This window comes from Pseudomonas sp. TE3-3-F2023 (genome assembly GCF_036784815.1).
Classification (GTDB): Bacteria; Pseudomonadota; Gammaproteobacteria; order Pseudomonadales; family Pseudomonadaceae; genus Aquipseudomonas; species Aquipseudomonas pudica.
Map to the genome: position 1 here is coordinate 2,290,326 of NZ_CP145113.1, position 21,369 is coordinate 2,311,694.

Consider the following 21,369-nt stretch of genomic DNA (forward strand, 5'->3'; position numbering starts at 1 on the left):
TGTGATCAAGATCTTTATCGGCGTGCTGTTCTGCCTGCTGTTCTTCAGCGACTTCGTCGTGTTGACGTTGGGGCTGGGCAGTGTGTTTGCCGGTTGGCGAGAAATGATCAGCCTGCTGATGATCATGTGGCTGCTGCTGCGGGTGCTGGCCAGTGTCTCGGCACGTGGCATGGTCAGCCTCGAAGTCGCACGGTGGTTGCTCGTCGTGCTGTTCTTCGTCTTCCTGTATTTGCTGTTCGGCGACCTTAGCGCGTCGTCGGTGCGCATGTTCCGCGCACTGGCCGTGCCGGTGTTCGTCGGCATGGCGGTGGCTATCTGGTCCCAAGCGGTGCCGGCCGAAAAGAAGCTGCGCCATGTGTACTGGTCGGTGCTGGCAATGAGCGTACTCACCGGCGTGTATGCGTTGTACCAGTACCTGACCATCGCCTCGGCCGAGCAGTTCTGGTACTGGCCGCTGCTTACCGCCAAAGGCTATGAGTTGCAACCCTACAACTCGATGCGTGACGGGCTGCCGCGGGTTTCGGGCTTCTTTACCGGCACGCTGGAATTTTCTGCAGTTATCCTCAATACCGCCGCCATGACCCTGGCCGTGTTGCTCAGCGGGCGCAACTGGTCATTGACCCGGCGGCTGCTGCTGAGTGTTGCCTTCCTGCTGCTGTGCGGGCTGATTGTGATCGGTTCGGTACGTACGGCCATGATCGGCCTGGTGTGCATCTGCTCGATGCTGGTGGTAGCCCGGGTGCTGCGCACGGCCTGGCTGATCTCGCTGCTGGGCTATCTGCAGTTCGTGGGTCTGACCGTGGCGATTTTCGCCTACCTGTCGATGGGCTACACCGAGGACTTGTCGGCACTGGACCGTGAGCGGCAGTGGCTGCACATGTTTGAGGTGCTTGGCGCGCACCCCATGGGCTATGGCTTTGGCGCGGTGGGCCCGGGCCAGCCGCATTGGTTCGATTCTTTCTGGCTCAACCTGCTGGCCACCTGCGGTCTGGTCGGCCTGCTGATCATGGCGGGGTTGATCCTTTGGTATCACAAGCTGGTGACGATCATCGTCCGGGACAGGCCTCGCGCCAGCTTCTGGAAAAACGGCCTGGGCAACTTCGTGATTGCCAGCTACCCGTTCTTCCTGAGCTCGTTCTTCTTCCAGTCCTATACGAACAGTGTTGTCCTCTATATTTTCGCGATCGTGGTGATGGTGATCATTGGTGAAAACAGAAGAACAAAAGTTGAGCTTGGCAGTCCTGATCGTTCTGTATCGGAAAGCTAGCCAGGACTCGATTGCCCTGCAGTCGTTGCTCGCGCAGCAGGCGTTGCTGCGTGACGAGGGTATCGACCTGCGGCTGTACGTCTGGAACAACTCCCCCGGCGTGGCACAGCCGTGCCTGGGCGTACGTTGGTACGAGGCGGACAACCAGCGGCTGTCGGTGGTCTACAACCAGGTGGCCGAACAGGCGTTTGCCGCCGGCGTCGACCTGTTCATGATCTCGGACGACGACACCAACTACTCGAACATCCGCCTGTCTAGTTGCCTTGCGCAAATCGGCCAGGTATGCCGCGCGCCAGGTGGCGAACAGGTGGGCGTATTCATGCCCAGGCTGGTCAGCCATGGGCAACTGGTCAGCCCCGGCAAGCGCTGGCTGTTCATGGGCCGCCTCACACCCAACGTGGCCGCTGGGTTGGTTGACTCGAAAAACCTGCTGGGCATCAACAGTGGCCTGATCTTCACTCGTGAGTGCTTCCAGCGCATGAAGCCTTTCTATGACGAACGGCTGCGCTTCTATGCCACCGATACCGACTTTTTCATCCGCTACGAGGAGTATTTCCCAAAGGCGTGCGTGCTGGATGTGGAGATTGCCCACGACTTGTCCGAGCACAGTGCCGATACCCCCGAGCGTGCCTTGTTCCGTTTCGAGGAAATGATCCACGGGCTGCGAATCAGCTTCCATTCCCACAGCCTGCTGGAGCGCGGCCTGCTTGACCTGTACCTGGTCTATGCGGCCATTCGCAAAGCGGTGGCCTACCGCCGTCCGGCCTTCGTCAAGGCCTTGTTTACCCAGGTGAGGGCCGTGAAATGATGCATGCCTTGCTCGAAAAACTGGTGCTGCTGGTTAAAAAGCGTCCATTGGTTGTCGATCGGCGCATTTCGTCGGGCTACCTGCTGGGGCTGTTCGTGACCAAGCTGCTTATGGCCTGCCGCGGCGTGATCCGCCTGCGCCGGCGGCGCCTGGCGTTTATTGGCTCGGGGGTAACCCTGAAGGAAGTGGGCAAGATCGAGTACGGCCCGGGGCTTGTCATCGACCAGGGTTGTTTCGTCGATGCCTTGTCAAATGACGGCATCCGCTTCGGTACCGCCGTGTCGCTGAACAAGCACATCATCATCGAATGCACCGGCAGCCTGGCCAACATCGGCAAGGGCCTGGTGATTGGCGACAACGTCGGCCTGGGTGCTGGCTGCTTCCTGGGCTGCGCCGGTGGCATCGAAATTGGCAGCGACACCATCATCGGCAACTTCGTCAGCTTCCATTCGGAAAACCACAACTTCGAAGACCCGCTGCAACCCATCCGCCTGCAGGGTGTGACCCGCCAAGGCATCAAGGTAGGCCGCAACTGCTGGATCGGTGCCAAGGTGACCGTACTCGATGGCGCTGTGATCGAAGACGGCTGCGTGTTCGCCGCAGGGGCGGTGGTGGCCGCGGGCGTGTACCGCAAGAATTCGATCTATGGCGGTGTGCCGGCCAAGTTCATCAAGGCGCGCGTAGAGGAAGAAGGGGTGGCATGAAAACGTTGCACTTTGTCCATCTGCTGAATGACTACAGCGGCAGCCCCCGAGTGTTGAACCAGACCATCACCGCGCTACAGCAACATGGTGCCGAATGCACCTTGCATGTGGGCCGCAGCGGCCACGGTGTACTCGATGAGCTGCAGGTACGCACCTGCAGGTTTGCCTACAAGCGCTTCGACAACCGCTGGCTCACCTTGCTGGCGTATGCAGGCTCGCAGGTGGCGCTGTTCTTCAGCCTGTTGCACCAGGTGCGGCCGGGGTCGATCGTGCTGGTTAACACCATGCTGCCCTTTGGTGCCGCCCTGGCCGCCCGTTTGCGCGGTGCCAAGGTGGTCTACCACGTGCACGAAACCTCCATCCGGCCTGCGCTGCTCAAGGCGTTCCTGCGCCGGGTGATTGCCGGCTGTGCCAGCAAGGTGGTCTACGTGTCGAAGTACCTGCAGGTACAAGAGGGCGTGGCCGGCGTGCCAGCGGTGACCGTTTACAATGGCCTGGCCGAGGGCTTCCAGCAACAGGCGATGGCCACGCCGTACCAGCACTTGCACGACGGCCGCTTCAACGTACTGATGCTGGCGTCGTTGAAGGGCTACAAGGGGGTGGACGAGTTCGTCGCTCTGGCCACGGCACTGGCTGCGGACTCTGTGCTGAAGTTCACCTTGGTGCTCAATGCCAGCCCGCAGGAAGTGGACGCCTACTTCGCCGGCAAGGCACTGCCGCAAAACCTCATGCTCAGCCCGGCCAGTTCCGAGGTGGCGAAGTTCTACCGCAAAGCCAGCCTGGTGCTGAACCTGTCCCACGTGGACGGCTGGGTCGAAACCTTTGGCCTGACCATTCTCGAGGCGATGGCTTTCGGCATTCCGACCATCGTGCCCCCGGTAGGCGGCCCGGTCGAACTGGTCAGCGATGGGGTAGAAGGCTACCAGATCGATTCGAGGAACCATGAACAACTGGTGCGTACCGTTGCGCGCCTGTCGCAGGACCCACAGGTGTGCCAGGCATTGTCCGAGCGCGCACGCAGGAAAGCGAGTGAGTTTTCCACTGCCAACTTCCAGAAAAATATCGTGATGGTGTTTGATGACCTATAAGATTGCAGTGATTGGTACGGTAGGTTTGCCCGCTCAATACGGTGGTTGGGAAACACTGACCGAACAATTGGTGCGCAACCTGCCGGGTGACTGCGCACTCACCGTATATTGCAGTGCGCCCCATTACCCCCAGCGCCCGAAGTTTTTCGAACGTGCCCGCCTGGTCTACCTGAACCTCAAGGCCAATGGCGTGCAAAGCATTCCGTACGATGTGCTGAGCATGCTGCACGCCTACCGCAAACATGACCTGATGCTGATTCTGGGTGTATCCGGCTGCATTGCCCTGCCATTCATGCGCCTGCTGACCCGCAAGCCGATCGTTGTAAACATCGACGGCTATGAATGGAAGCGTGCCAAGTGGTCCAACTTCGCCCGCTGGTTCCTGAAGTTGTCCGAAGCGGTGGCCGTGCGTTTTGCCCACGCGGTCATCACAGACAACAAGGTGTTGCAGGAATACGTGACCTCCGAATACAACAAACCCAGCGAACTGATTGCCTACGGTGGCGACCAGGCCCGGGCCGGTGAGCCAGGCGAGCAAGCCCGCCAGGCTTATTCTTTCCTGAATGCGTCCTATGCCTTTACGGTGTGCCGCATCGAGCCGGAGAACAACATTCATGTCATTCTCGAAGCCTTCGCCGGCTCTGGCATGCCGCTGGCAATCATCGGCAACTGGAACCACAGCGAATACGGCGTGCAACTGCGCAAGCAATACGAAGGGGTGAGCAACATTCACCTGCTGGATCCGATCTACGACGTGGAGCAACTGAGCCCGCTGCGCAGCAATGCCACGGTGTACCTGCATGGCCACAGCGCCGGCGGCACCAACCCGTCGCTTGTCGAAGCCATGTGGCTCGGCCTGCCGGTGGTGGCCTTCGATGTGTCGTTCAACCGCGCCACCACCGAAGATCAGGCGCTGTACTTTGCCGATAGCAGCTCGCTGCGCAACCACGCCCAAGCCCTATTTGCCGATGAGGACGCCCGTGCGCAGCTATCGGCGCGCCTGCATGAAATTGCCAACCGCCGATACCGATGGTCGGTGGTGGCAGAGCAGTACCGTAGCGTGTTCACCCGCCTGCTGGGCCGGGCGGGGAGAGGCTGATGGCCGAGCAAGGTAACGGGCAACGGCCAGGTATCCTGGCCACTGGCGGTAGCGGTTTTGTCGGCAAGGTGTTGCTGCAGCGGCTTGCTGCAGACACTCGCTGGGCGCCGCGCGCGCTGGTACGGCAGGCGCCCGGCCAGCGGCTGGCGGGCGTCGACTACCGGCCATTCAGCGAACTGGCAGCGGTGGATGTTGCGTCCGGGCATTTCGAGCAGGTCGACACCATAATCCACCTGGCCTCCCGTGTGCACGTAATGCAGGAAACCGCCGCCGATCCGCTGGCCGAGTTCCGCCGGGTAAACGTGGAGGGTACCCTGAGCCTGGCCCGAGCCGCCGCCCAGGCCGGTGTGCGGCGCTTCATTTTTGTAAGTTCGGTGAAGGTGAACGGCGAAACTACCAACGGCCGCCAGCCGTTCACCGCCGACGAACCCCCCGCGCCGTCGGATCCGTACGGCATCTCCAAGCGCGAAGCCGAAGACGGCCTGCGCCAACTGGCGGCTGAAACCGGGCTGGAGGTGGTGATCGTGCGCCCGGTGCTGGTGTATGGTCCAGGCGTGAAAGCCAACTTCCGCAGCATGATGAACTGGCTGAGCAAAGGCGTGCCGCTGCCGTTTGGCGCCATCCACAACAAACGCAGCCTGGTGGCGCTGGACAACCTGGTGGACCTGCTGGTGACCTGCATCGACCACCCGGCCGCCGCCAACCAGACTTTTCTGGCCAGCGACGGCCACGATCTGTCCACCACCGAACTGCTGCAACTGCTGGGCAAGGCGCTGGGCAAGCCAGCCAGGTTGTTGCCCGTGCCCGCCGCCTGGTTGAAAGGCGCGGCCACCTTGGCCGGCAAGGCCGGGCTGGCCCAGCGCCTGTGCGGCTCGCTGCAGGTAGACATTGGCAAAACACGTGAATTGCTGGGCTGGCAGCCCCCGCTGGATGTCGACCAGGCACTGCGGGCCACGGCACTAAACTTTCTGAAAGAGCAAGACAAATGATGGCATGGTGGCTTATCCCCCTGGTCGCAGGGGCATCCCTGCTTTTGACCGCATTGCTGCGGCGCTACGCCCTGAACAAGCAGATCATCGACGTGCCCAACGCGCGCAGTTCGCACACCGTGCCCACCCCACGGGGTGGCGGTGTGGCTATTGTGCTGAGCTTTCTTGGCTGCCTGCCGCTACTGGGCCTGGCGGGCGCAGTGCCGCTGCCGGCACTGGTTGCCATCGGCGGGGCAGGGGCACTGATCGCGGTAATCGGCTTCATGGACGACCACGGCCACATCGCTGCCCGCTGGCGCCTGCTTGGCCACTTCGCCGCGGCCGCCTGGATGCTGTACTGGCTGGGTGGCCTGGCGCCGCTGCAAGTGTTCGGCTTTACCCTGGACCTGCAGTGGTTCGGCTACATCCTGGCCGCGTTCTACAGCGTGTGGATGCTCAACCTGTATAACTTCATGGATGGTATCGACGGCATCGCCAGCGTCGAAGCGGTGACCGCCTGCCTGGGCATGGTGCTGCTCTCGGCCCTGGCCGGTATGCCACAGTTGATGGCGCTGCCACTGTTGCTGGCCGCGGCCACGCTGGGCTTCCTGTTCTGGAACTTCCCGCCGGCCAGGATCTTCATGGGTGACGCCGGCAGTGGCTTCCTTGGTATCGTGCTGGCAGGCTTGTCGCTGCAGGCGGCCTGGGCCGCGCCGCAGCTTTTCTGGTGCTGGCTGATCCTGTTGGGCGTGTTCGTGGTCGACGCTACCTTCACCCTGATCCGCCGCCTGCTGCGCGGCGACAAGGTCTACGAAGCGCACCGCAGCCATGCCTACCAGTTCGCCTCGCGCCACTACGGCAAGCACTTGCCGGTGACGCTTGCAGTGGCCGGGCTCAACCTGTTCTGGCTCCTGCCGGTGGCCCTGTGTGTGCTGTTGCTGGGCCTGGACGGCGTGTTGGGCGTGATCATCGCCTACCTGCCATTGGCGTTTCTGGCCGTGCGCTGGCGCGCCGGTGAACTCGAACACTAGCTAGAGTGATAGAAAGAAGACGCTAGACATGTCACTTTGCAACACTCTCAGAGGTTCTATGGATAAGCTGCGCTCAAGACTGCTTGGACTACCTCGACGCCACAAACGGCTGATCCAGGTAGCGACCGATGTAATTCTGGTCTGGTTCGCGCTGTGGCTGGCGTTTGTCGTGCGCCTGGGCATCGATGACCTGGCCAACCCTGTCCGTGATCACACCTGGCTGTTCATAACGGCGCCGATCATCTCGATCCCGTTGTTCATCCGCTTTGGTCTTTACCGGGCGGTGATGCGCTATTTCGGCAATGACGCACTGATCGCCATCATCAAGGCGGTCACCCTGTCGGCGCTGATCCTCGGTTTCATCATCTACTGGGCCAGCAACCACCAGAACGTGGTACCGCGCTCGATCACCTTCAACTACTGGTGGCTGAGCCTGATCATGGTCGGCGGCCTGCGCCTGGCCATGCGCCAGTACTTCCTCGGCGACTGGTTTGCCACAGCCGTACAGCACGTGCCCTTCGCCAACCGCGACGACGGCCTGCCACGGGTGGCCGTCTACGGCGCCGGCTCGGCCGGTAACCAGCTGGTGGCGGCGCTGCGCATGGGCAAGGCCATGCGCCCGGTAGCGTTCATCGACGACGATGTCAGCATCACCGACCGTGTGATCGCTGGCCTTCAGGTGTATCAGCCGGAACAGCTGCAACGTATGATCGACGATACCGGCGCCGAAGAAATCCTGCTGGCGCTGCCCTCGGTCAGCCGCAGCCGTCGTCGTGAAATCCTCAACCTGCTGGAAGGTTACCCACTGCACGTGCGCAGTGTGCCCGGCTTCATGGACCTGGCCAGCGGCCGGGTCAAGGTGGACGACATCCAGGAGGTGGACATTGCCGACCTGCTTGGCCGCGACGCGGTGCCTGCCCAAGGCGACCTGCTACAGCACTGCATCATCGACCAGACGGTCATGGTGACCGGGGCCGGCGGCTCGATCGGCTCCGAGCTGTGCCGCCAGATCCTCGGGCAGACACCGCGCACCCTGCTGTTGTTCGATCACAGCGAATTCAACCTGTACACCATTGCCGGCGAACTGGAGCAGCGCATCATTCGCGAAGGCCTGGCCGTGCAGCTGATCCCCATCCTCGGCTCGGTCCGCGACCAGGCCAAGATGCTCGATGTGATGCGCGCCTGGCAAGTGGACACCGTGTACCACGCCGCGGCCTACAAGCACGTACCGATCGTCGAGCACAACATTGCCGAAGGCCTGTCGAACAACGTGTTCGGCACCCTGTACACCGCTCAGGCCGCGCTGCAGGCCGGCGTTGCCAACTTTGTGCTGATTTCCACCGACAAGGCCGTGCGCCCCACCAACGTGATGGGCAGTACCAAGCGCCTGGCCGAAATGGTGCTGCAGGCCCTTAGCCGCGAGCTGGCGCCAGTACTGATGGGCGACACCGGCAACGTCTCGCAGGTGAACAAGACCCGCTTCACCATGGTGCGTTTCGGCAACGTGCTGGGTTCGTCGGGCTCGGTCATTCCGCTGTTCCACAAGCAGATCAAGGCGGGTGGGCCGTTGACCGTGACCCACCCGAAAATCACCCGCTACTTCATGACCATCCCCGAGGCCGCGCAACTGGTGATCCAGGCCGGTTCCATGGGGCAAGGCGGTGACGTGTTCGTGCTGGACATGGGCGAACCAGTGAAGATCGTGGAGCTGGCGGAAAAGATGATTCACCTGTCCGGCTTCAGCATCCGCTCCGAGCGCAATCCGCTGGGTGACATTGCCATCAACTTCACCGGCCTGCGCCCGGGCGAGAAGTTGTACGAAGAGCTACTGATCGGCGACAACGTGATTGCCACCCGCCACCCCATGATCATGAGCGCAAACGAGGACTACCTGCCCTGGGATGTGCTGAAGCAGCGCCTTGACGCCCTGCGCGCGGCGACTGCGGAAGATGACTTTGCCACCGTGCGACAGCTGCTGCGTGACACCGTAAGCGGCTACGTGCCTGGCGGCGACATTGTGGATTGGTTGTACCAGCGCCGACGCATGGAGCCCTGAACGCTGTACTTACAAAATGAACGGCGGTGCCGATACAGGAACGCCTACATGAACTTCAAACGCTGTGAAGTTTGAACGCGGGAATTGGGAAGAACTGAACGATGACTATTCTGGTAACTGGTGGTGCGGGCTTCATTGGCGCGAACTTCGTGCTGGACTGGCTGGCCGGCAATGATGAGCCCGTGGTCAACCTCGACAAACTCACCTATGCAGGCAACCTGCAGACACTGAGCAGCCTGCAGGGTGACGCGCGGCATATTTTCGTGCATGGCGACATTGGTGATTCCGCGCTGGTGGACCAGCTGCTGAAAACCCACCAGCCACGCGCCATCGTCAACTTTGCCGCCGAGTCCCACGTCGACCGTTCGATCCACGGCCCGGAAGACTTCATCGAAACCAACATCGTCGGCACCTTCCGCCTGCTGGAAGCAGTACGCGCCTACTGGGGCGGCCTGGATGACCAGGCGCGCCAGGCGTTCCGTTTCCTGCATGTGTCCACCGATGAAGTTTACGGTTCGCTGGCCGCCGACGAACCTGCCTTCACCGAAACGCACCAGTACCAGCCCAACAGCCCGTACTCGGCCAGCAAGGCCGCCAGCGACCACCTGGTGCGCTCGTACCACCACACCTACGGCCTGCCGGTGCTAACCACCAATTGCTCGAACAACTACGGCCCTTATCACTTCCCGGAAAAGCTCATCCCGCTGATGATCGTCAACGCCCTGGCCGGCAAACCGCTGCCGGTATACGGCGACGGCCAGCAGATTCGCGATTGGCTGTACGTCAAGGACCACTGCAGCGCCATCCGCCGTGTGCTGGAAGCTGGCAAGACCGGCGAGGTGTACAACGTGGGCGGCTGGAACGAAAAGCCCAACCTGGAGATCGTCAACCGCGTGTGCGCTCTGCTGGACGAACTGCGCCCCCGCGCCGACGGCAAGCCCTACGCCGAGCAGATCACTTACGTGACCGACCGCCCAGGCCATGACCGTCGATACGCCATCGACGCCCGCAAGCTTGAGCGCGAACTGGGTTGGAAGCCTGCCGAAACCTTCGAAACCGGCATTCGCAAGACCGTGGCCTGGTACCTCGACAACCAGGAGTGGGTGCAGAACGTACAGTCTGGAAGCTACCGCGACTGGGTAGAGAAGAACTACGCAGGGCGCTCGGCATGAAGATTCTGCTACTGGGCAAGGACGGCCAGGTAGGTTGGGAGCTGCAACGCAGCCTGGCCCCGCTGGGCCAGGTGCTGGCGCTCAATTCCCGCAGCAAGGCACACTGCGGCGACCTGGCCAATCTGCCGGGTCTGGCTGAAACCGTGCGCGCCTACGCCCCCGATGTAATCGTCAACGCCGCCGCCTACACCGCCGTTGACAAGGCGGAGAGCGACCGCGAGCAAGTCTTCAAGGTTAATGCCGAAGCCGTCGGCGTGCTGGCCCGCGCCGCTGCCGACTGCGGAGCACTGCTGGTGCATTACTCTACCGATTACGTGTTCCCGGGGCAGGGCACTCAAGCCTGGCGCGAAGACGACAGCGTCGGCCCACTGAATGCCTATGGCGAAAGCAAGCTGGCCGGCGAACAGGCCATCCAGGCTGCCGGTTGCCAGCACCTGATCTTCCGCACCTGCTGGGTGTATGCCGCTCGCGGCAACAATTTCGCCAAGACCATGCTGCGCCTGGCTGCGGAACGCGACAGCCTGGGCGTTATCGACGACCAGCATGGCGCCCCGACCGGTGCTGAACTGATCGCCGACATCACCGCCCACGCCATCACCGCCACCCGTCGCGACCCGGCCCTGGCCGGCCTGTACCACCTGGCGGCGGCCGGCGAAACCACCTGGTGCGGCTACGCTCGTTATGTGCTGGAGCAGGCAGTGGCCCTGGGTGTGCCATTGAAAGCCCACGCCGAACAGGTCAACCCATTGACCACCGACGCCTACCCGACCCCGGCCAAGCGGCCGGCCAATTCGCGTCTGGACACCCATAAACTGCAGCAAGCCTTTGCCCTGACCCTGCCAGACTGGCGCTTGGGTGTGGCTCGCATGCTTTCGGAAATACACGAGAAATGACCACTATGAAGCGTAAAGGCATCATTCTGGCGGGCGGGTCGGGTACCCGTCTGCACCCCGCGACCCTGGCTATTTCCAAGCAGCTGCTGCCGGTGTACGACAAGCCGATGATCTACTACCCGCTGACCACCCTGATGCTGGCGGGTATCCAGGACATCCTGATCATCTCCACCCCGCAGGACACCCCGCGTTTCGAGCAACTGCTGGGCGACGGCCACCAGTGGGGCATCAACATCAGCTACGCCGTGCAGGCCTCGCCAGACGGCCTGGCACAGGCCTTCCTGATCGGTGAGGAATTCATCGGCAACGACCTGTCGGCGCTGGTGCTGGGCGACAACATCTATTACGGCCACGACTTCCAGCAACTGCTGCGCAACGCCATGGATCGCGACGAAGGCGCCAGTGTGTTCGCCTACCACGTGCACGACCCCGAGCGTTACGGCGTGGTCGAGTTCGATGAGAAGGGCAAGGCAATCAGCCTGGAGGAAAAGCCGACCAAGCCGAAGTCCAGTTATGCCGTGACCGGGTTGTACTTCTACGACAAGGACGTGGTCGAGATTGCCAAAGGGATCAAGCCGTCTGCGCGGGGTGAACTGGAGATTACCGATTTGAACCGGGTGTACCTGGAGCAGAACCGGTTGTCGGTGGAGATCATGGGGCGCGGGTATGCCTGGCTGGATACCGGGACGCATGATTCTTTGCTCGAGGCTAGTGGGTATATCGCGACCATTGAGCGGCGGCAGGGGTTGAAGGTGGCTTGTCCGGAAGAGGTGGCGTACAGGCAGGGGTGGATTGGGGCGGAACAGTTGTTGAAGCTGGCGGAGCCGTTGGCTAAGAATGGGTATGGGCAGTATTTGAAGAGGTTGGTGGGGGATAGGGTTTATTGAGAGGTGCTGGGGCTCGCCCCTTGAGAGTGAGGTCTTGAGGGGGCGTGCCTTATAATCAAAGCTTGATTGGGAGAGGGCGCCTTTTGTCGCCCATGCAGAGGCTATTCCGTGAGGTCGTTCAAGGGCTTTACGATACATTTACAAGAGACTCTTTCGCCTAGAGAGTCTTGGTAGAAGGCCATTATGCTCAATTCTCCAGATATATCAGGAATAGGGAAATGAACGCTCTGTGACGCTTCGTACCAGCGAATGTCATGTTTTTTTCCGTCCACTAGCAAGTAAAATGCGAAGATCCCGCTCTCGTGCATTCTTCCATTCATTATAAGTGAGCAATGCGCAAAGATGCCTTGCTCTGACTTTTTGGCAGTTACGGTAATCGTTGCTCCTTCAGAAATAAGCAGTGAGTCCTTCGGCGTAGATTCGGGCACTGATTCAAAGGAACTATTCGCAAATGCGATTGACTTCAGCTGTGTGAGAGCTTCTTTATAGTATTGCTCGCAATAGTGGAAGGGAGACACGCCCCAGCGGTGATGTTCATCTGACGAAAAAAGCTGGGGTGGGAAGTGCAAAAATTGATTTTTTTCCAACTTCCTGGCCAGTTCGTCATACATCCAGTCCAGTTCGCGGTTGGCTTTTTCAATTGTCGCTAAAGAAACTGGGAAGTTTGTGTTGCTGGTGTTTTCAAAGCGTGAGGCCCAATGCACTTTGTTAACTACGACGCAATGAAGTTTGTTTTGTTGTGCTATGGCTTCGATAAACTTGTGCATTCCTTGAAGCCATAGCGCGCGGTGCTCAGATGATCCAGACTTGATTAGTCTGAAACGATCGACGCTGCCGTCCGTCAGTAGGCCGCTTTCAACTAATTCGCTTGATTTCGTAATAATTTGTCCGGATGGCAGAGCCACAAGATCGAAACGTTCATCAATTAGATCGATCAGTATTATATCAGCGGCTTGAATCGCTTCCGTCTGAGTGAGGATTTGCTTGGAAAAATCGTATGCAACCATCCGTCTTCTGAATGCGGATGGGATACGATTTAGCGCTTTCTCATTTTCGTATGATGCACTGCATAGTGAAGCCATTGAAGATCTTGCGAAATATTCAGTTAACTTAAATGCTCGGCTATCCTCTAGATTGAATATATCTCTAGATACGCAGCTGCCGTAAATCATCAAGTTTTTGATCACTATCTTCTTCAGCCTTTTTTCTTGCTTTATGGAGGCCTGTTCCGTCAGGCCTATCACCTAATTTCAGGTCGCTCCATGCCCAGTGTTGATGACAACTCGGCAATATCCAAGATGTCGCGTAACGGTAGCAGGGATCTCATTATCCATAAGCGGCTTAGGAATGCAACGCATGCTCTGTGATCTGCTGACCATTTTCTACGAGGGCGGGCAGGCTCAAGCAGACACTAGATCAATGCTGACCTAGTTGAAGATAATTTGAACTAATTGCCCTCGAAGCGGTCGCTTTGCTTGACGCTATCATTGTGCAGGCACGTTGCTGCGAAAGAGCAACTCAGTCGAAAGCGTCGCCAGTGGACGCTTATGAAGCTCTTCCGCTGCGTACGTGCACACCTCAATTGCATAGCTAAGCGCTCCGACCATTTGGGGTTCGTGGAGCGCTCGTCCTCACTATTGGATTCAGGCTTGCGTCGGCTGTTGTTCGGATAAGACTTTCGGAGATTTGGATTTCTGATCCAGTAAAAGAGAGGAAAATTTGTTTGCTAAAGCAATAGCGGGCAAGTCAACTTTTAAATAGAAGAAATAGGAGGCTAAAAGGGTCAGGGCTATTGTTGTGACTAATGTCAGTGTCATGGCGGCAAAACTCATTCCGAGATGCTTGCAGAAGAATTGAGCCACCACAACTAGGATAAAGGTATGTAGCAGATAAAGAGAGAATGAGAGCTTGCCGAGCCACTTCATAGGCGCGCTGTCCAAAATAGCGAATGCGCGTTGTGCGTTCAGTACGCTTAGCAAAATAATCAAACCTCCGAATGCAGGTATGATCAATAGCCAGGAAGGCTGATAGCCGGTTATGGCTGACAGGGAACGGGTCATATTGCCGAGAATTGCGTAAGAAGCGCTTGCAGAATGAAAGCCAGCCAAGTACAGCCCAACGAACAAGCCGATCAAACATATTGCAGTTCGCGTGGCGCTGATTTTTTCCTCATCGAATCTAAACGTGATTAGCATCGAGCCGAGAAAAAAGAGCGATGTGTACATGGCCGTTTTGTTTGTGGACGCAGATAGTGCGAGGAACGCGGCGATACAGAAAATACGGTAGACCAAAGCATTGCCACCAAAAAGTGCGAATGCGGCAAAGATGGCGAAAGATCCTATTAGTTCTATCTGGATGGTCCAAAGTACATAGTTGTAGCGGCTGTCGCCCAAAGCCAAAGCGCCATAAATAGCGTCACGAATGGCGCCGTTCCATGTGGCATTGAACAGATATGGCGTTGAAAGAACCGGGGTCGGGCTGATATTCGGAGCTTCATAAACGCCAAGCTTCATCAGGATGCATCCGATAAGGACAGACGCAGCGACAGGCACGCCTAAGCGGATATAGCGTTTAACTGATGCTTTGCGAATTGAATCAAGCACGTCGGTGTGCCGTGAAATACTATAGGTAAGTACTAATCCGCTTAGAATGAAAAACATTGATACGGAGAAACCACCACGATAGAAGAAAGAAAACGGGCTATCAAACCATTCGATTCCGTCTAGCGGGCGGCCTTTGGTACGTACGCCCAGATGCATTGCCGGGTAGTACCAGAACAGCGCATGAGAAAAAATCACGATCACTGCGGCAAGACCGCGGATCCCATCCAACTTGGACAGACTCATTTTATGAAGTCCGCTTGTCATTTTTATTTCAATCCTATGGTTGTGCTTGGATAGCAATCAATTTAGATGCGCTGGGAATGAAATCGATAGCGATACTCTTATGCCAGCGGTTGCCAGAAATCAGTCATTCTCGGGCAAAGTACTCAGGTTCGTGCATGATGACCGAGAAAGGTATTTGGGAGAGATTTGCAGAACATCTTGCGCCATTTTTTTCTTGATCGAGCGACGTGAGAATTGTTGCACGAAATCAAGGCGAGATGTCTTCTTTATCTCCAACCGCTGCAATGCCTGGATTGCCGCCTCGACATCGCAGGGCGGGAACAATGCCACATTCGTGATCCTTTTCTGCGCGAATCGGCCTGCGTAGCCTGACAATCCACCCCAAATTGGCTTATCAGTTGCGGCATACTCGAAAAGCTTGGAAGGCAATACACGTCGGAAGGCCTTGAGGTTATTGAGGTGTAAAAATAGAACGTCAGCTTGATGATAAACCCGCAGCAGTTGATCGCGCTTCATCGGCGGCGATATGCGCACGTTTTCTACCTCTGCATGTTCAAGCGCCTTTTTCAAGGTCTCTAAGGCACCGCCGGCGCCTATCAGATGAAATTCAACTTTATCAGTCAAGCGTATGGCCAATTCTGGGAGAATCTGATGTAGCCCTTGCCCTGTGCCGATATTTCCAGCATAGACCACCTGTAACCGCTGCGGGCTCTTTTCGGGTGAGGGTAGCTGGGACGCCTGCGAGTGCTCAATGAATAGATCATCTACACCATTGGTATAAAGCGTGAACTTACGTCCAGGATAACGAGTTGTAAAATATGGTAAAAAGCCTGGGGAGATTAGGTTGATCCTCGTCGCTTGCTTGACTGTCCATCGCTCTATTGGAGAAAAGATGGACGCCGCCAACTTGCCCCAACGTGACGGCAATAGTTCGCGCAAAGTGTCGACAAAGATGTCCCGAATATCGAGATAGAGCCCACATCCGTTGCGTTTTGCGATCATGGCGCCCAGAAAAGCTGTCATCAACCTAGAAGAGGTAGCAAAAACAAGGTCGTACTTCTTATGACGGGTAATCTTAAGGGCATTGATCGCGAAGCTTGCAAATGATTGCGCTTGGTCCCTGATACCACTGCGATGTGCAGGCACATCAATCCGTCTGATGGTCAGTAGCGGCAGGCGCTCAATGCTGACCGCGTTTGCAGTGAAAGAGTGGTACCGGTTCGGTTGAGTGGTAACAACTTCAATTTCTATAAGGTCACCAAGTTCGGCACGAAGCGCATTGACAAGCGCTTCGGCACGAAATGAGCCCGCAGAAAGGTCCGGCGGATAGTAAAAACTCAGCAGGAGGATCCGCGTGGTCATGATCTTGCCTGGGATGAGTGTGGTGCAGCAGAGAGAACCTTTTGATACAAATCCACCAAGCGCGACTCCTGCTCCTCCCAGTTTAAAGTGCCAGCAGTCGAGCGTGCGTTTTGCGCATAGGCCTCACGCAATTTGGCATCCGAGACCAATACGTTAAGAGCATGTGCAAGGCCAGTTGGATCATCAGATGCAACGAGGACACCTACATCATGTCTGCGCACGATCCGACGGATTTCCGGGAAGTCCGTTGCCACTACGGGTAAGCCGGCGATGATGTACTCGAATAATTTATTCGAGTCTGTGGTGTAGTGGTTAAGGCAGGTGTTCTCAATGGGTTGTACGCCGATATCAGCGGAGGCCGTGTAGCTCGGGAGTTCTGCCAGCGGGACCGTGGGTATGATGCGTACTCGGTCATGCAACTCAAGGTCTTCAATGAGCAGGCTCAGATTGTGGGTCAGGCGTCCCCCTCCGATAAGCACGAAATAGGCATCTGGTACGTTAACTGCGGTACGAATAAGCTTCTCGAGTCCGCGACCTTGTTGCAGGCCACCTTGATAGATAATGATCGGCCATTGCTCAGTAAGCCCAAGCTCTTCACGAATCCGATTTGTGGGAGGGCTGCGCGTCAACCGTGGCCGGTTCTGCAATACCGTCGGGCGTATGACGTGATATGCCCGGGCAAAATACTTGGCGCGAGCATCCGTGGTAGTGATAGTACCATCTGCTGTGGGCATAAGGTGTTTCTCAACTATCCCCACCAAGCGGCGGAAGCTATCGTAACCTTCTCGGCTTGTGCTTATTTCATGTGCATCATAGACCAAGCGGGCACGGCTGATACGAGAGACCAACCATGCAGTTGGTAGTGTGTTTACGTCGTGAGAGTGCACCACGCTTGCGCCATAACGGACCATGTGTACGAGCAGGGCTGTGTGAGTCCAGGCTCGGGCAATGAGACGCAATATTTGATGCTTGATGCCCAATTTGCTAATCGGCCCTTGAGTTTTAATGGCCTGAGAGGAGGGCGCGGACACGATTTTGTTTTTGCGCAATCGCCACAGCGGGCTGCGCGCCACGCGGAAGACTTCAATTCCGTCTTCGAGGCGCTCTTGCTGCGGTGTGATGCCGGGCGTGTGCAAGGCGAAAACACGGACCTGATATCCTGCGTGCTGTAATGTCTGAGCTTCCTTGAGCACTCGAGCGTCATTAAGAAACTCATTCCAGACGATCATAGCGATTTTTTTCATTGAGCGGACTCCTGCCTGAGTTCTAGTGGTTTTTCTGCCTCAGTTGCGGCAAGAATGTCATCCAGCAACTTGAAAGCAGCTGGATAGTCCTTTCTTAGCAGGAACCTTTCAAAGCTGTACATGAATGCCGACAGTACAATGTCAGCGGTAGTTGTATTTACTAAGCTCGGACGGCTGCTGCGCGCAATTTCGATTGCCTTGTAAAAACGCTCTTTTTCAATCACGGGCCAGTTACTTCCTACTGCTTCGATGCGCCAGTTGCTCCAATGGCTCAGATGGTATTGTTGCGAGGCAGAAATGAGTAGGGCCTCTGAAGTGATATCGAGTGAGACGATCTGCCGAGGTAAGGCGCAAAGTTTTTTTATAATGAGCTCGAAAGAGTCGAGAAGACGCTCTACCTTTTCTGCTTCTTCCGGAGTCGAACATACGAAACGTAGGGGCTCTATCATGCCCCTATCAAGTCGTTGCTCCAAGTAGGGACGGGTACGGCTGAAGCGCAATATCAGTTCGCTTGCTGGCTCGCAGTAGAGGAGCTGCTCGCTGATTGCGACAACGCCATCGCCAATCTGACGACGGATAAGCTTCTTGTGGCCATCCAGGCGGAAGAGGTGGCAATCGATCCCCTGCAGTAGGTAATGCCCTAGCCACTCGAGTGATGGCAAGTGTGGTTGGTACTGAAAGAGCAAACGCTCCTGCTCGGCCAAAGTGGCGATATTATTGCCGAACAGCTTGGCCAAGTATTCTTGAGGTTTCTCGTTACCTAGAATGGTGATGTGAAATGCATAGACATCAACTGCATCAATCTGGTGCCAACTGATTTTCAGACCATTCTGAGTATCGATACCCGCTTGGTCCATCAGCTTTTCTACCCAAGCCTCGCGGCTTGATGGGCTAAGCAGACATTCGAGTTGATGGTTATTCTGACGTTGCTCGAGCAAAGGTTGGGACTGGAAAAACATGGCATTGATCTGGCGATGTTGCATACGCAAGCTGACTACGTCTTGCACCATGCCGGTCAGGCGTTGTAAGGCTTGGCGCATGACGAGAACCGCAATGACTGCATGAAAGATGCGTTGATGCGGGAAGTACAGGAAGTCGGCAACCAGACAGAAAAAACTCAGCAGAAAACCAGTGGCCGACAGTGCGTTGAGTATGTTGCCGTGGTTTCGTTGAAACTGTACTTGAATAACAGGGCTGAGGTTATAAGTAATTACGCATAGGAGCGTAATTAGAGCTGTATATCCGAGTATAATGGCAAGTAATTTTGGATAAATTATTAGGAGGACGACAGCGCTAATGGAGAAAAACAGAGCTCCCGCCATGGCGCGAGTAAACCTGGAGTATGCATAGGCTGCGATTTTCTCCTGGTTCTCAATTATATTTAACTTGGCGCTACGCAATAGCAACGTTCGCGCGCCTTGGCGACAGCAGTATGCGATCAACAGCTCGCTAAGCAGGTAGAGTACATAGCAGACTGCTGCAGCCACACTAAGTGACACAATCAGGTGGTTTTTTTTCAGTGCTTGAAAGGCACTGGGAAAGTAATTCGGTATTTTTTCGGAGCCTAATAAGATTATTACCTTAAGAGGCAGGAAAAAGGCGAGCAGAAGAAAAATCTGGCTCGCCAGGGTTGTAATCTGCACGGTAATAGTCGTGAAGGGTACTACCCGCAACAGTTTTATACCTATCGACAGGCACCAGCCTAGCGTCGACTTAATATGGTGTTGAAGCTTCATCGGCGAATGTTTCGTTCAATGGGCTTAATCGACGCTTGCTGGATCATTTTTCTTGCCAGTAAAGAGTTGCGATGGTGGCAATGTTTTTATTGTTAACAGTGGTGTAGATGCCGCCAATTACCGGCAGGTCCTTTTTGTAGTACTGGACTTTGAACTGGCTACTGTCGTTGCTGATTACTTTTCGAGTAAAACCTGCATTTTGCAATTGCATGTACACGTCGTTTTCCGCCAGCTTGTCAGCGGTAGTGTAGCTGTACTCATGCATGCTTAATTTCCCTGCGCTATTGGGCTTTGCGTAGGATTTCATGTGCTCTGCACTCAGCAGCAGAATCGAGCCATCAGCAAGGTTTAGTTCGGCTTTAGGCTGTGAAGGCCGCACTGCCTCTGCTGCCTGATTATCAGCTTTGTTGGACTCACCCGATAGTTGGTCGCAGCCGGATATTACGAGAGCGAGCAGGGAGAGCAAAGCAGCAGTTTTGATTTTCATGTTTCCATTGTTCCTTCGGATTAACTCATGATTCGTGCAAGCAGTTGCTTGGCAACAGTTTTGTAGTAGGTACTGTCATAGTGATAGGGGCAGAAAGCCCACTTGTGGTCGCCGCCCGCGACCAGCCCGGCTTCCAGACCACCGATCTGCTCGACAGCCGTTGCCGAGTCTTCAAGCGTTGCGAGCAGAGGGTCGATGACTGAGTTGTTCAATTCGATCAGCTTCTCAAACTCACCACCCTTGAAACTTTCAAGGCCTGATTCCGTTTTGTATTGGTATGCCCATACTGCTCTGTGAACGAAGATGTTCGGGCAAATATTAGCGACTCGCTCAAGGAAGGCAGGCAGTGCCCACTCTCGCAGTTGTTTTATTTCCGGACTCCAAGGGCGCTTGATCTCATGAGGGATGCTTTTGCGTTCCAACGCTTTGAGCAACGGCCCACTGGCGGACATGAGAGAGCTCAGGTGTTGAACAATCCCAATCCGTTCATCAATGAAATCAATGATCACGATGTCAGGACGGGATTGCTCGAGAAGCTGCCAATGCAGTTTGTGCTGGTCCCAGTGAGAGCGCTTGCCTTCGAATGAGCTTGCGTCTATAGCAAGTTTTGGATCGAAGCACGGCGGTGCCATCCAGGAAACGACGGATGAGCGAGCCATATAGAAACAGATTTCAAACGCTCCGAGCGCGCTCTTCTGGAACTCGAACAGATCTCGAGTGACACAGGATCCCAAGATTGCAACTCGGATTTTCTCTTTAAGTGGCCCTGCCGGGTTCGGTCGAACAGCTTTGCGTTCAAGTTTTGCCTTCCGTGCCATGAGGGCGTCGAGGCATTCATTGGGCTGGTCAGTGTCCTTGTTGAGCTCGACTTTGATCTGATTGCGCACGTTGCCAAGTTTTTCAAGATACTTATGCGGCATACCTATCGGCGATTGTTTGAGGAGCGCGGACAGGAAATCCAGGCGCTGCTGATTCAAACCGAATGAGCGCAGTTGCGATTCTTTCAATCCTTTAGTTTTGTTTGTGTCGCCGAGAATCCGTGCGCGTGCACCGAAGAAGTACGAGTCACTCAAAGGATGTTTGGTATAGGTGTAAAGTGGTTGCTTTGATTTCAGCAGGATGTGCTTGGCGTTGATTTCTTGCTGTTTAAGCGTATCTACCACCAAGTGGTGGGCATACTGAGTGATGCTCCGGGTCTTGGTTCCGCAAGTTTTGTCAACGAGCGTCAACGCCAAGGCCAGAGTGTCATAGGTGACGGCGCGATAGCACTCATCAGACGGCAAGAACTCCAAACCGTTGTGCAGCGAAATCAGTAACATCTCTTCGGAGTGCTCGTTCGAGCGCGCATGCTGTTGAATCGTGGCGATTACATCTTCATGAATGCAGTCGTCATCATCAATTCGCGAAGTAAGCACAATATCTTCGTGAGTTTTTGCTAGAAGCCTGGACACCTCTTTGCTGGTTAGCGAATAGTCGCTTACCTTCAGCGTCTTGGCGTTCAAGCCGGATGCAATGATTGCAGCCTCCAGGCGTGCTTGATGCAGGATAGGGAGAGCTTCGTCAATGAAGATGGTCCACTCAAAGTCTCTGTTGCTTTGGTTGGCGAGGGATGGAAAGACCGTATTAGTGAAAATCTCCAGTCGATACGACAGCCACAGTTCGTCCTTGATTCCGATGCCAAAGTTGGTGAAAACATAATGTTTCAAAGACTTGCTCATATT

The 21,369-nt window shown here is 56.3% G+C and carries 18 protein-coding genes; 11 read left to right on the plus strand and 7 right to left on the minus strand.

Features of this window, described 5'->3' with window-relative positions; translation table 11 throughout:
* Position 1 precedes the first annotated feature (1 nt).
* The 11 genes from V3314_RS10435 (at position 2) to rfbA (ending at position 11,973) form a co-directional block, all read left to right on the plus strand.
* Complete coding sequence (locus V3314_RS10435; protein ID WP_338460187.1) at positions 2 to 1,267, plus strand: hypothetical protein; 1,266 nt, start codon at positions 2 to 4, stop codon at positions 1,265 to 1,267.
* Positions 1,227 to 2,075, plus strand: a complete 849-nt coding sequence (locus V3314_RS10440) for a hypothetical protein (RefSeq protein ID WP_338460188.1) — start codon at positions 1,227 to 1,229, stop codon at positions 2,073 to 2,075. Before V3314_RS10435 ends, V3314_RS10440 begins: the two co-directional genes overlap by 41 nt.
* A complete protein-coding gene (locus V3314_RS10445; protein ID WP_338460189.1) occupies positions 2,072 to 2,779 on the plus strand; it encodes an acyltransferase in 708 nt (235 codons plus the stop codon). Before V3314_RS10440 ends, V3314_RS10445 begins: the two co-directional genes overlap by 4 nt.
* Positions 2,776 to 3,867, plus strand: coding sequence for a glycosyltransferase family 4 protein (locus V3314_RS10450; RefSeq protein WP_284385402.1), 1,092 nt, complete (start codon positions 2,776 to 2,778; stop codon positions 3,865 to 3,867). The genes V3314_RS10445 and V3314_RS10450 overlap by 4 nt, the downstream gene beginning before the upstream one ends.
* On the plus strand, positions 3,857 to 4,966 hold the full coding sequence (locus V3314_RS10455) for a DUF1972 domain-containing protein (RefSeq protein ID WP_046615530.1): 1,110 nt from the start codon (positions 3,857 to 3,859) through the stop codon (positions 4,964 to 4,966). Before V3314_RS10450 ends, V3314_RS10455 begins: the two co-directional genes overlap by 11 nt.
* A complete protein-coding gene (locus V3314_RS10460) occupies positions 4,966 to 5,955 on the plus strand; it encodes an SDR family oxidoreductase (protein ID WP_046615529.1) in 990 nt (329 codons plus the stop codon). Before V3314_RS10455 ends, V3314_RS10460 begins: the two co-directional genes overlap by 1 nt.
* Positions 5,952 to 6,965 carry a glycosyltransferase family 4 protein gene (locus tag V3314_RS10465; RefSeq protein WP_284385401.1) on the plus strand — a complete coding sequence of 338 codons (1,014 nt, stop codon included), beginning with the start codon at positions 5,952 to 5,954 and terminating at the stop codon, positions 6,963 to 6,965. The genes V3314_RS10460 and V3314_RS10465 overlap by 4 nt, the downstream gene beginning before the upstream one ends.
* A 58-nt stretch (positions 6,966 to 7,023) precedes the next feature.
* Positions 7,024 to 9,021, plus strand: coding sequence for a nucleoside-diphosphate sugar epimerase/dehydratase (locus tag V3314_RS10470; RefSeq protein ID WP_196182693.1), 1,998 nt, complete (start codon positions 7,024 to 7,026; stop codon positions 9,019 to 9,021).
* 101 nt (positions 9,022 to 9,122) lie between these two features.
* The gene (gene rfbB, locus V3314_RS10475) at positions 9,123 to 10,193 is read left to right on the plus strand and encodes a dTDP-glucose 4,6-dehydratase (RefSeq protein ID WP_085601039.1); all 1,071 of its coding nucleotides are present in this window, start codon (positions 9,123 to 9,125) and stop codon (positions 10,191 to 10,193) included.
* On the plus strand, positions 10,190 to 11,086 hold the full coding sequence (gene rfbD, locus V3314_RS10480; protein ID WP_196174057.1) for a dTDP-4-dehydrorhamnose reductase: 897 nt from the start codon (positions 10,190 to 10,192) through the stop codon (positions 11,084 to 11,086). Before rfbB ends, rfbD begins: the two co-directional genes overlap by 4 nt.
* Positions 11,087 to 11,091: 5 nt before the next feature.
* Positions 11,092 to 11,973, plus strand: a complete 882-nt coding sequence (rfbA, locus tag V3314_RS10485; RefSeq protein WP_046615523.1) for a glucose-1-phosphate thymidylyltransferase RfbA — start codon at positions 11,092 to 11,094, stop codon at positions 11,971 to 11,973.
* Between the two features lie 101 nt (positions 11,974 to 12,074).
* On the opposite strand, the gene V3314_RS10490 is transcribed toward rfbA, so the two are convergent.
* The 7 genes from V3314_RS10490 to V3314_RS10520 all read right to left on the minus strand — a co-directional run bounded on the left by V3314_RS10490 (position 12,075) and on the right by V3314_RS10520 (position 21,366).
* Positions 12,075 to 13,217 (minus strand): DUF6270 domain-containing protein, encoded by a 1,143-nt coding sequence (locus tag V3314_RS10490; protein WP_322493216.1) that lies wholly within the window; start codon positions 13,215 to 13,217, stop codon positions 12,075 to 12,077.
* Between the two features lie 399 nt (positions 13,218 to 13,616).
* Positions 13,617 to 14,819, minus strand: a complete 1,203-nt coding sequence (locus V3314_RS10495) for an acyltransferase (protein ID WP_178081786.1) — start codon at positions 14,817 to 14,819, stop codon at positions 13,617 to 13,619.
* A 120-nt stretch (positions 14,820 to 14,939) separates the two neighbouring features.
* Complete coding sequence (locus V3314_RS10500) at positions 14,940 to 16,181, minus strand: glycosyltransferase family 4 protein (protein WP_085601042.1); 1,242 nt, start codon at positions 16,179 to 16,181, stop codon at positions 14,940 to 14,942.
* Positions 16,178 to 17,425, minus strand: coding sequence for a glycosyltransferase family 4 protein (locus tag V3314_RS10505; protein ID WP_196174059.1), 1,248 nt, complete (start codon positions 17,423 to 17,425; stop codon positions 16,178 to 16,180). The genes V3314_RS10500 and V3314_RS10505 overlap by 4 nt, the downstream gene beginning before the upstream one ends.
* Positions 17,422 to 19,161, minus strand: coding sequence for a hypothetical protein (locus V3314_RS10510; RefSeq protein ID WP_085601044.1), 1,740 nt, complete (start codon positions 19,159 to 19,161; stop codon positions 17,422 to 17,424). Before V3314_RS10510 ends, V3314_RS10505 begins: the two co-directional genes overlap by 4 nt.
* A 43-nt stretch (positions 19,162 to 19,204) precedes the next feature.
* Complete coding sequence (locus V3314_RS10515) at positions 19,205 to 19,648, minus strand: hypothetical protein (RefSeq protein WP_196174060.1); 444 nt, start codon at positions 19,646 to 19,648, stop codon at positions 19,205 to 19,207.
* Between the two features lie 20 nt (positions 19,649 to 19,668).
* Positions 19,669 to 21,366 (minus strand): DUF6270 domain-containing protein, encoded by a 1,698-nt coding sequence (locus V3314_RS10520; RefSeq protein WP_108480545.1) that lies wholly within the window; start codon positions 21,364 to 21,366, stop codon positions 19,669 to 19,671.
* Positions 21,367 to 21,369 lie beyond the last annotated feature (3 nt).

Excerpts from the sequence above, each read along its gene's own strand:
- V3314_RS10510 (WP_085601044.1), bottom strand. The coding sequence starts at position 19,161 with ATGAAGCTTCAACACCATATTAAGTCGACGCTAGGCTGGTGCCTGTCG.
- V3314_RS10465 (WP_284385401.1), top strand. The coding sequence starts at position 5,952 with ATGATGGCATGGTGGCTTATCCCCCTGGTCGCAGGGGCATCCCTGCTT.
- V3314_RS10460 (WP_046615529.1), top strand. The coding sequence starts at position 4,966 with ATGGCCGAGCAAGGTAACGGGCAACGGCCAGGTATCCTGGCCACTGGC.
- V3314_RS10495 (WP_178081786.1), bottom strand. The coding sequence starts at position 14,819 with ATGAGTCTGTCCAAGTTGGATGGGATCCGCGGTCTTGCCGCAGTGATC.
- V3314_RS10445 (WP_338460189.1), top strand. The coding sequence starts at position 2,072 with ATGATGCATGCCTTGCTCGAAAAACTGGTGCTGCTGGTTAAAAAGCGT.
- rfbB (WP_085601039.1), top strand. The coding sequence starts at position 9,123 with ATGACTATTCTGGTAACTGGTGGTGCGGGCTTCATTGGCGCGAACTTC.
- V3314_RS10470 (WP_196182693.1), top strand. The coding sequence starts at position 7,024 with ATGGATAAGCTGCGCTCAAGACTGCTTGGACTACCTCGACGCCACAAA.
- rfbA (WP_046615523.1), top strand. The coding sequence starts at position 11,092 with ATGAAGCGTAAAGGCATCATTCTGGCGGGCGGGTCGGGTACCCGTCTG.
- V3314_RS10515 (WP_196174060.1), bottom strand. The coding sequence starts at position 19,648 with ATGAAAATCAAAACTGCTGCTTTGCTCTCCCTGCTCGCTCTCGTAATA.
- V3314_RS10500 (WP_085601042.1), bottom strand. The coding sequence starts at position 16,181 with ATGACCACGCGGATCCTCCTGCTGAGTTTTTACTATCCGCCGGACCTT.
- V3314_RS10505 (WP_196174059.1), bottom strand. The coding sequence starts at position 17,425 with ATGAAAAAAATCGCTATGATCGTCTGGAATGAGTTTCTTAATGACGCT.
- V3314_RS10455 (WP_046615530.1), top strand. The coding sequence starts at position 3,857 with ATGACCTATAAGATTGCAGTGATTGGTACGGTAGGTTTGCCCGCTCAA.
- V3314_RS10450 (WP_284385402.1), top strand. The coding sequence starts at position 2,776 with ATGAAAACGTTGCACTTTGTCCATCTGCTGAATGACTACAGCGGCAGC.
- V3314_RS10520 (WP_108480545.1), bottom strand. The coding sequence starts at position 21,366 with ATGAGCAAGTCTTTGAAACATTATGTTTTCACCAACTTTGGCATCGGA.
- rfbD (WP_196174057.1), top strand. The coding sequence starts at position 10,190 with ATGAAGATTCTGCTACTGGGCAAGGACGGCCAGGTAGGTTGGGAGCTG.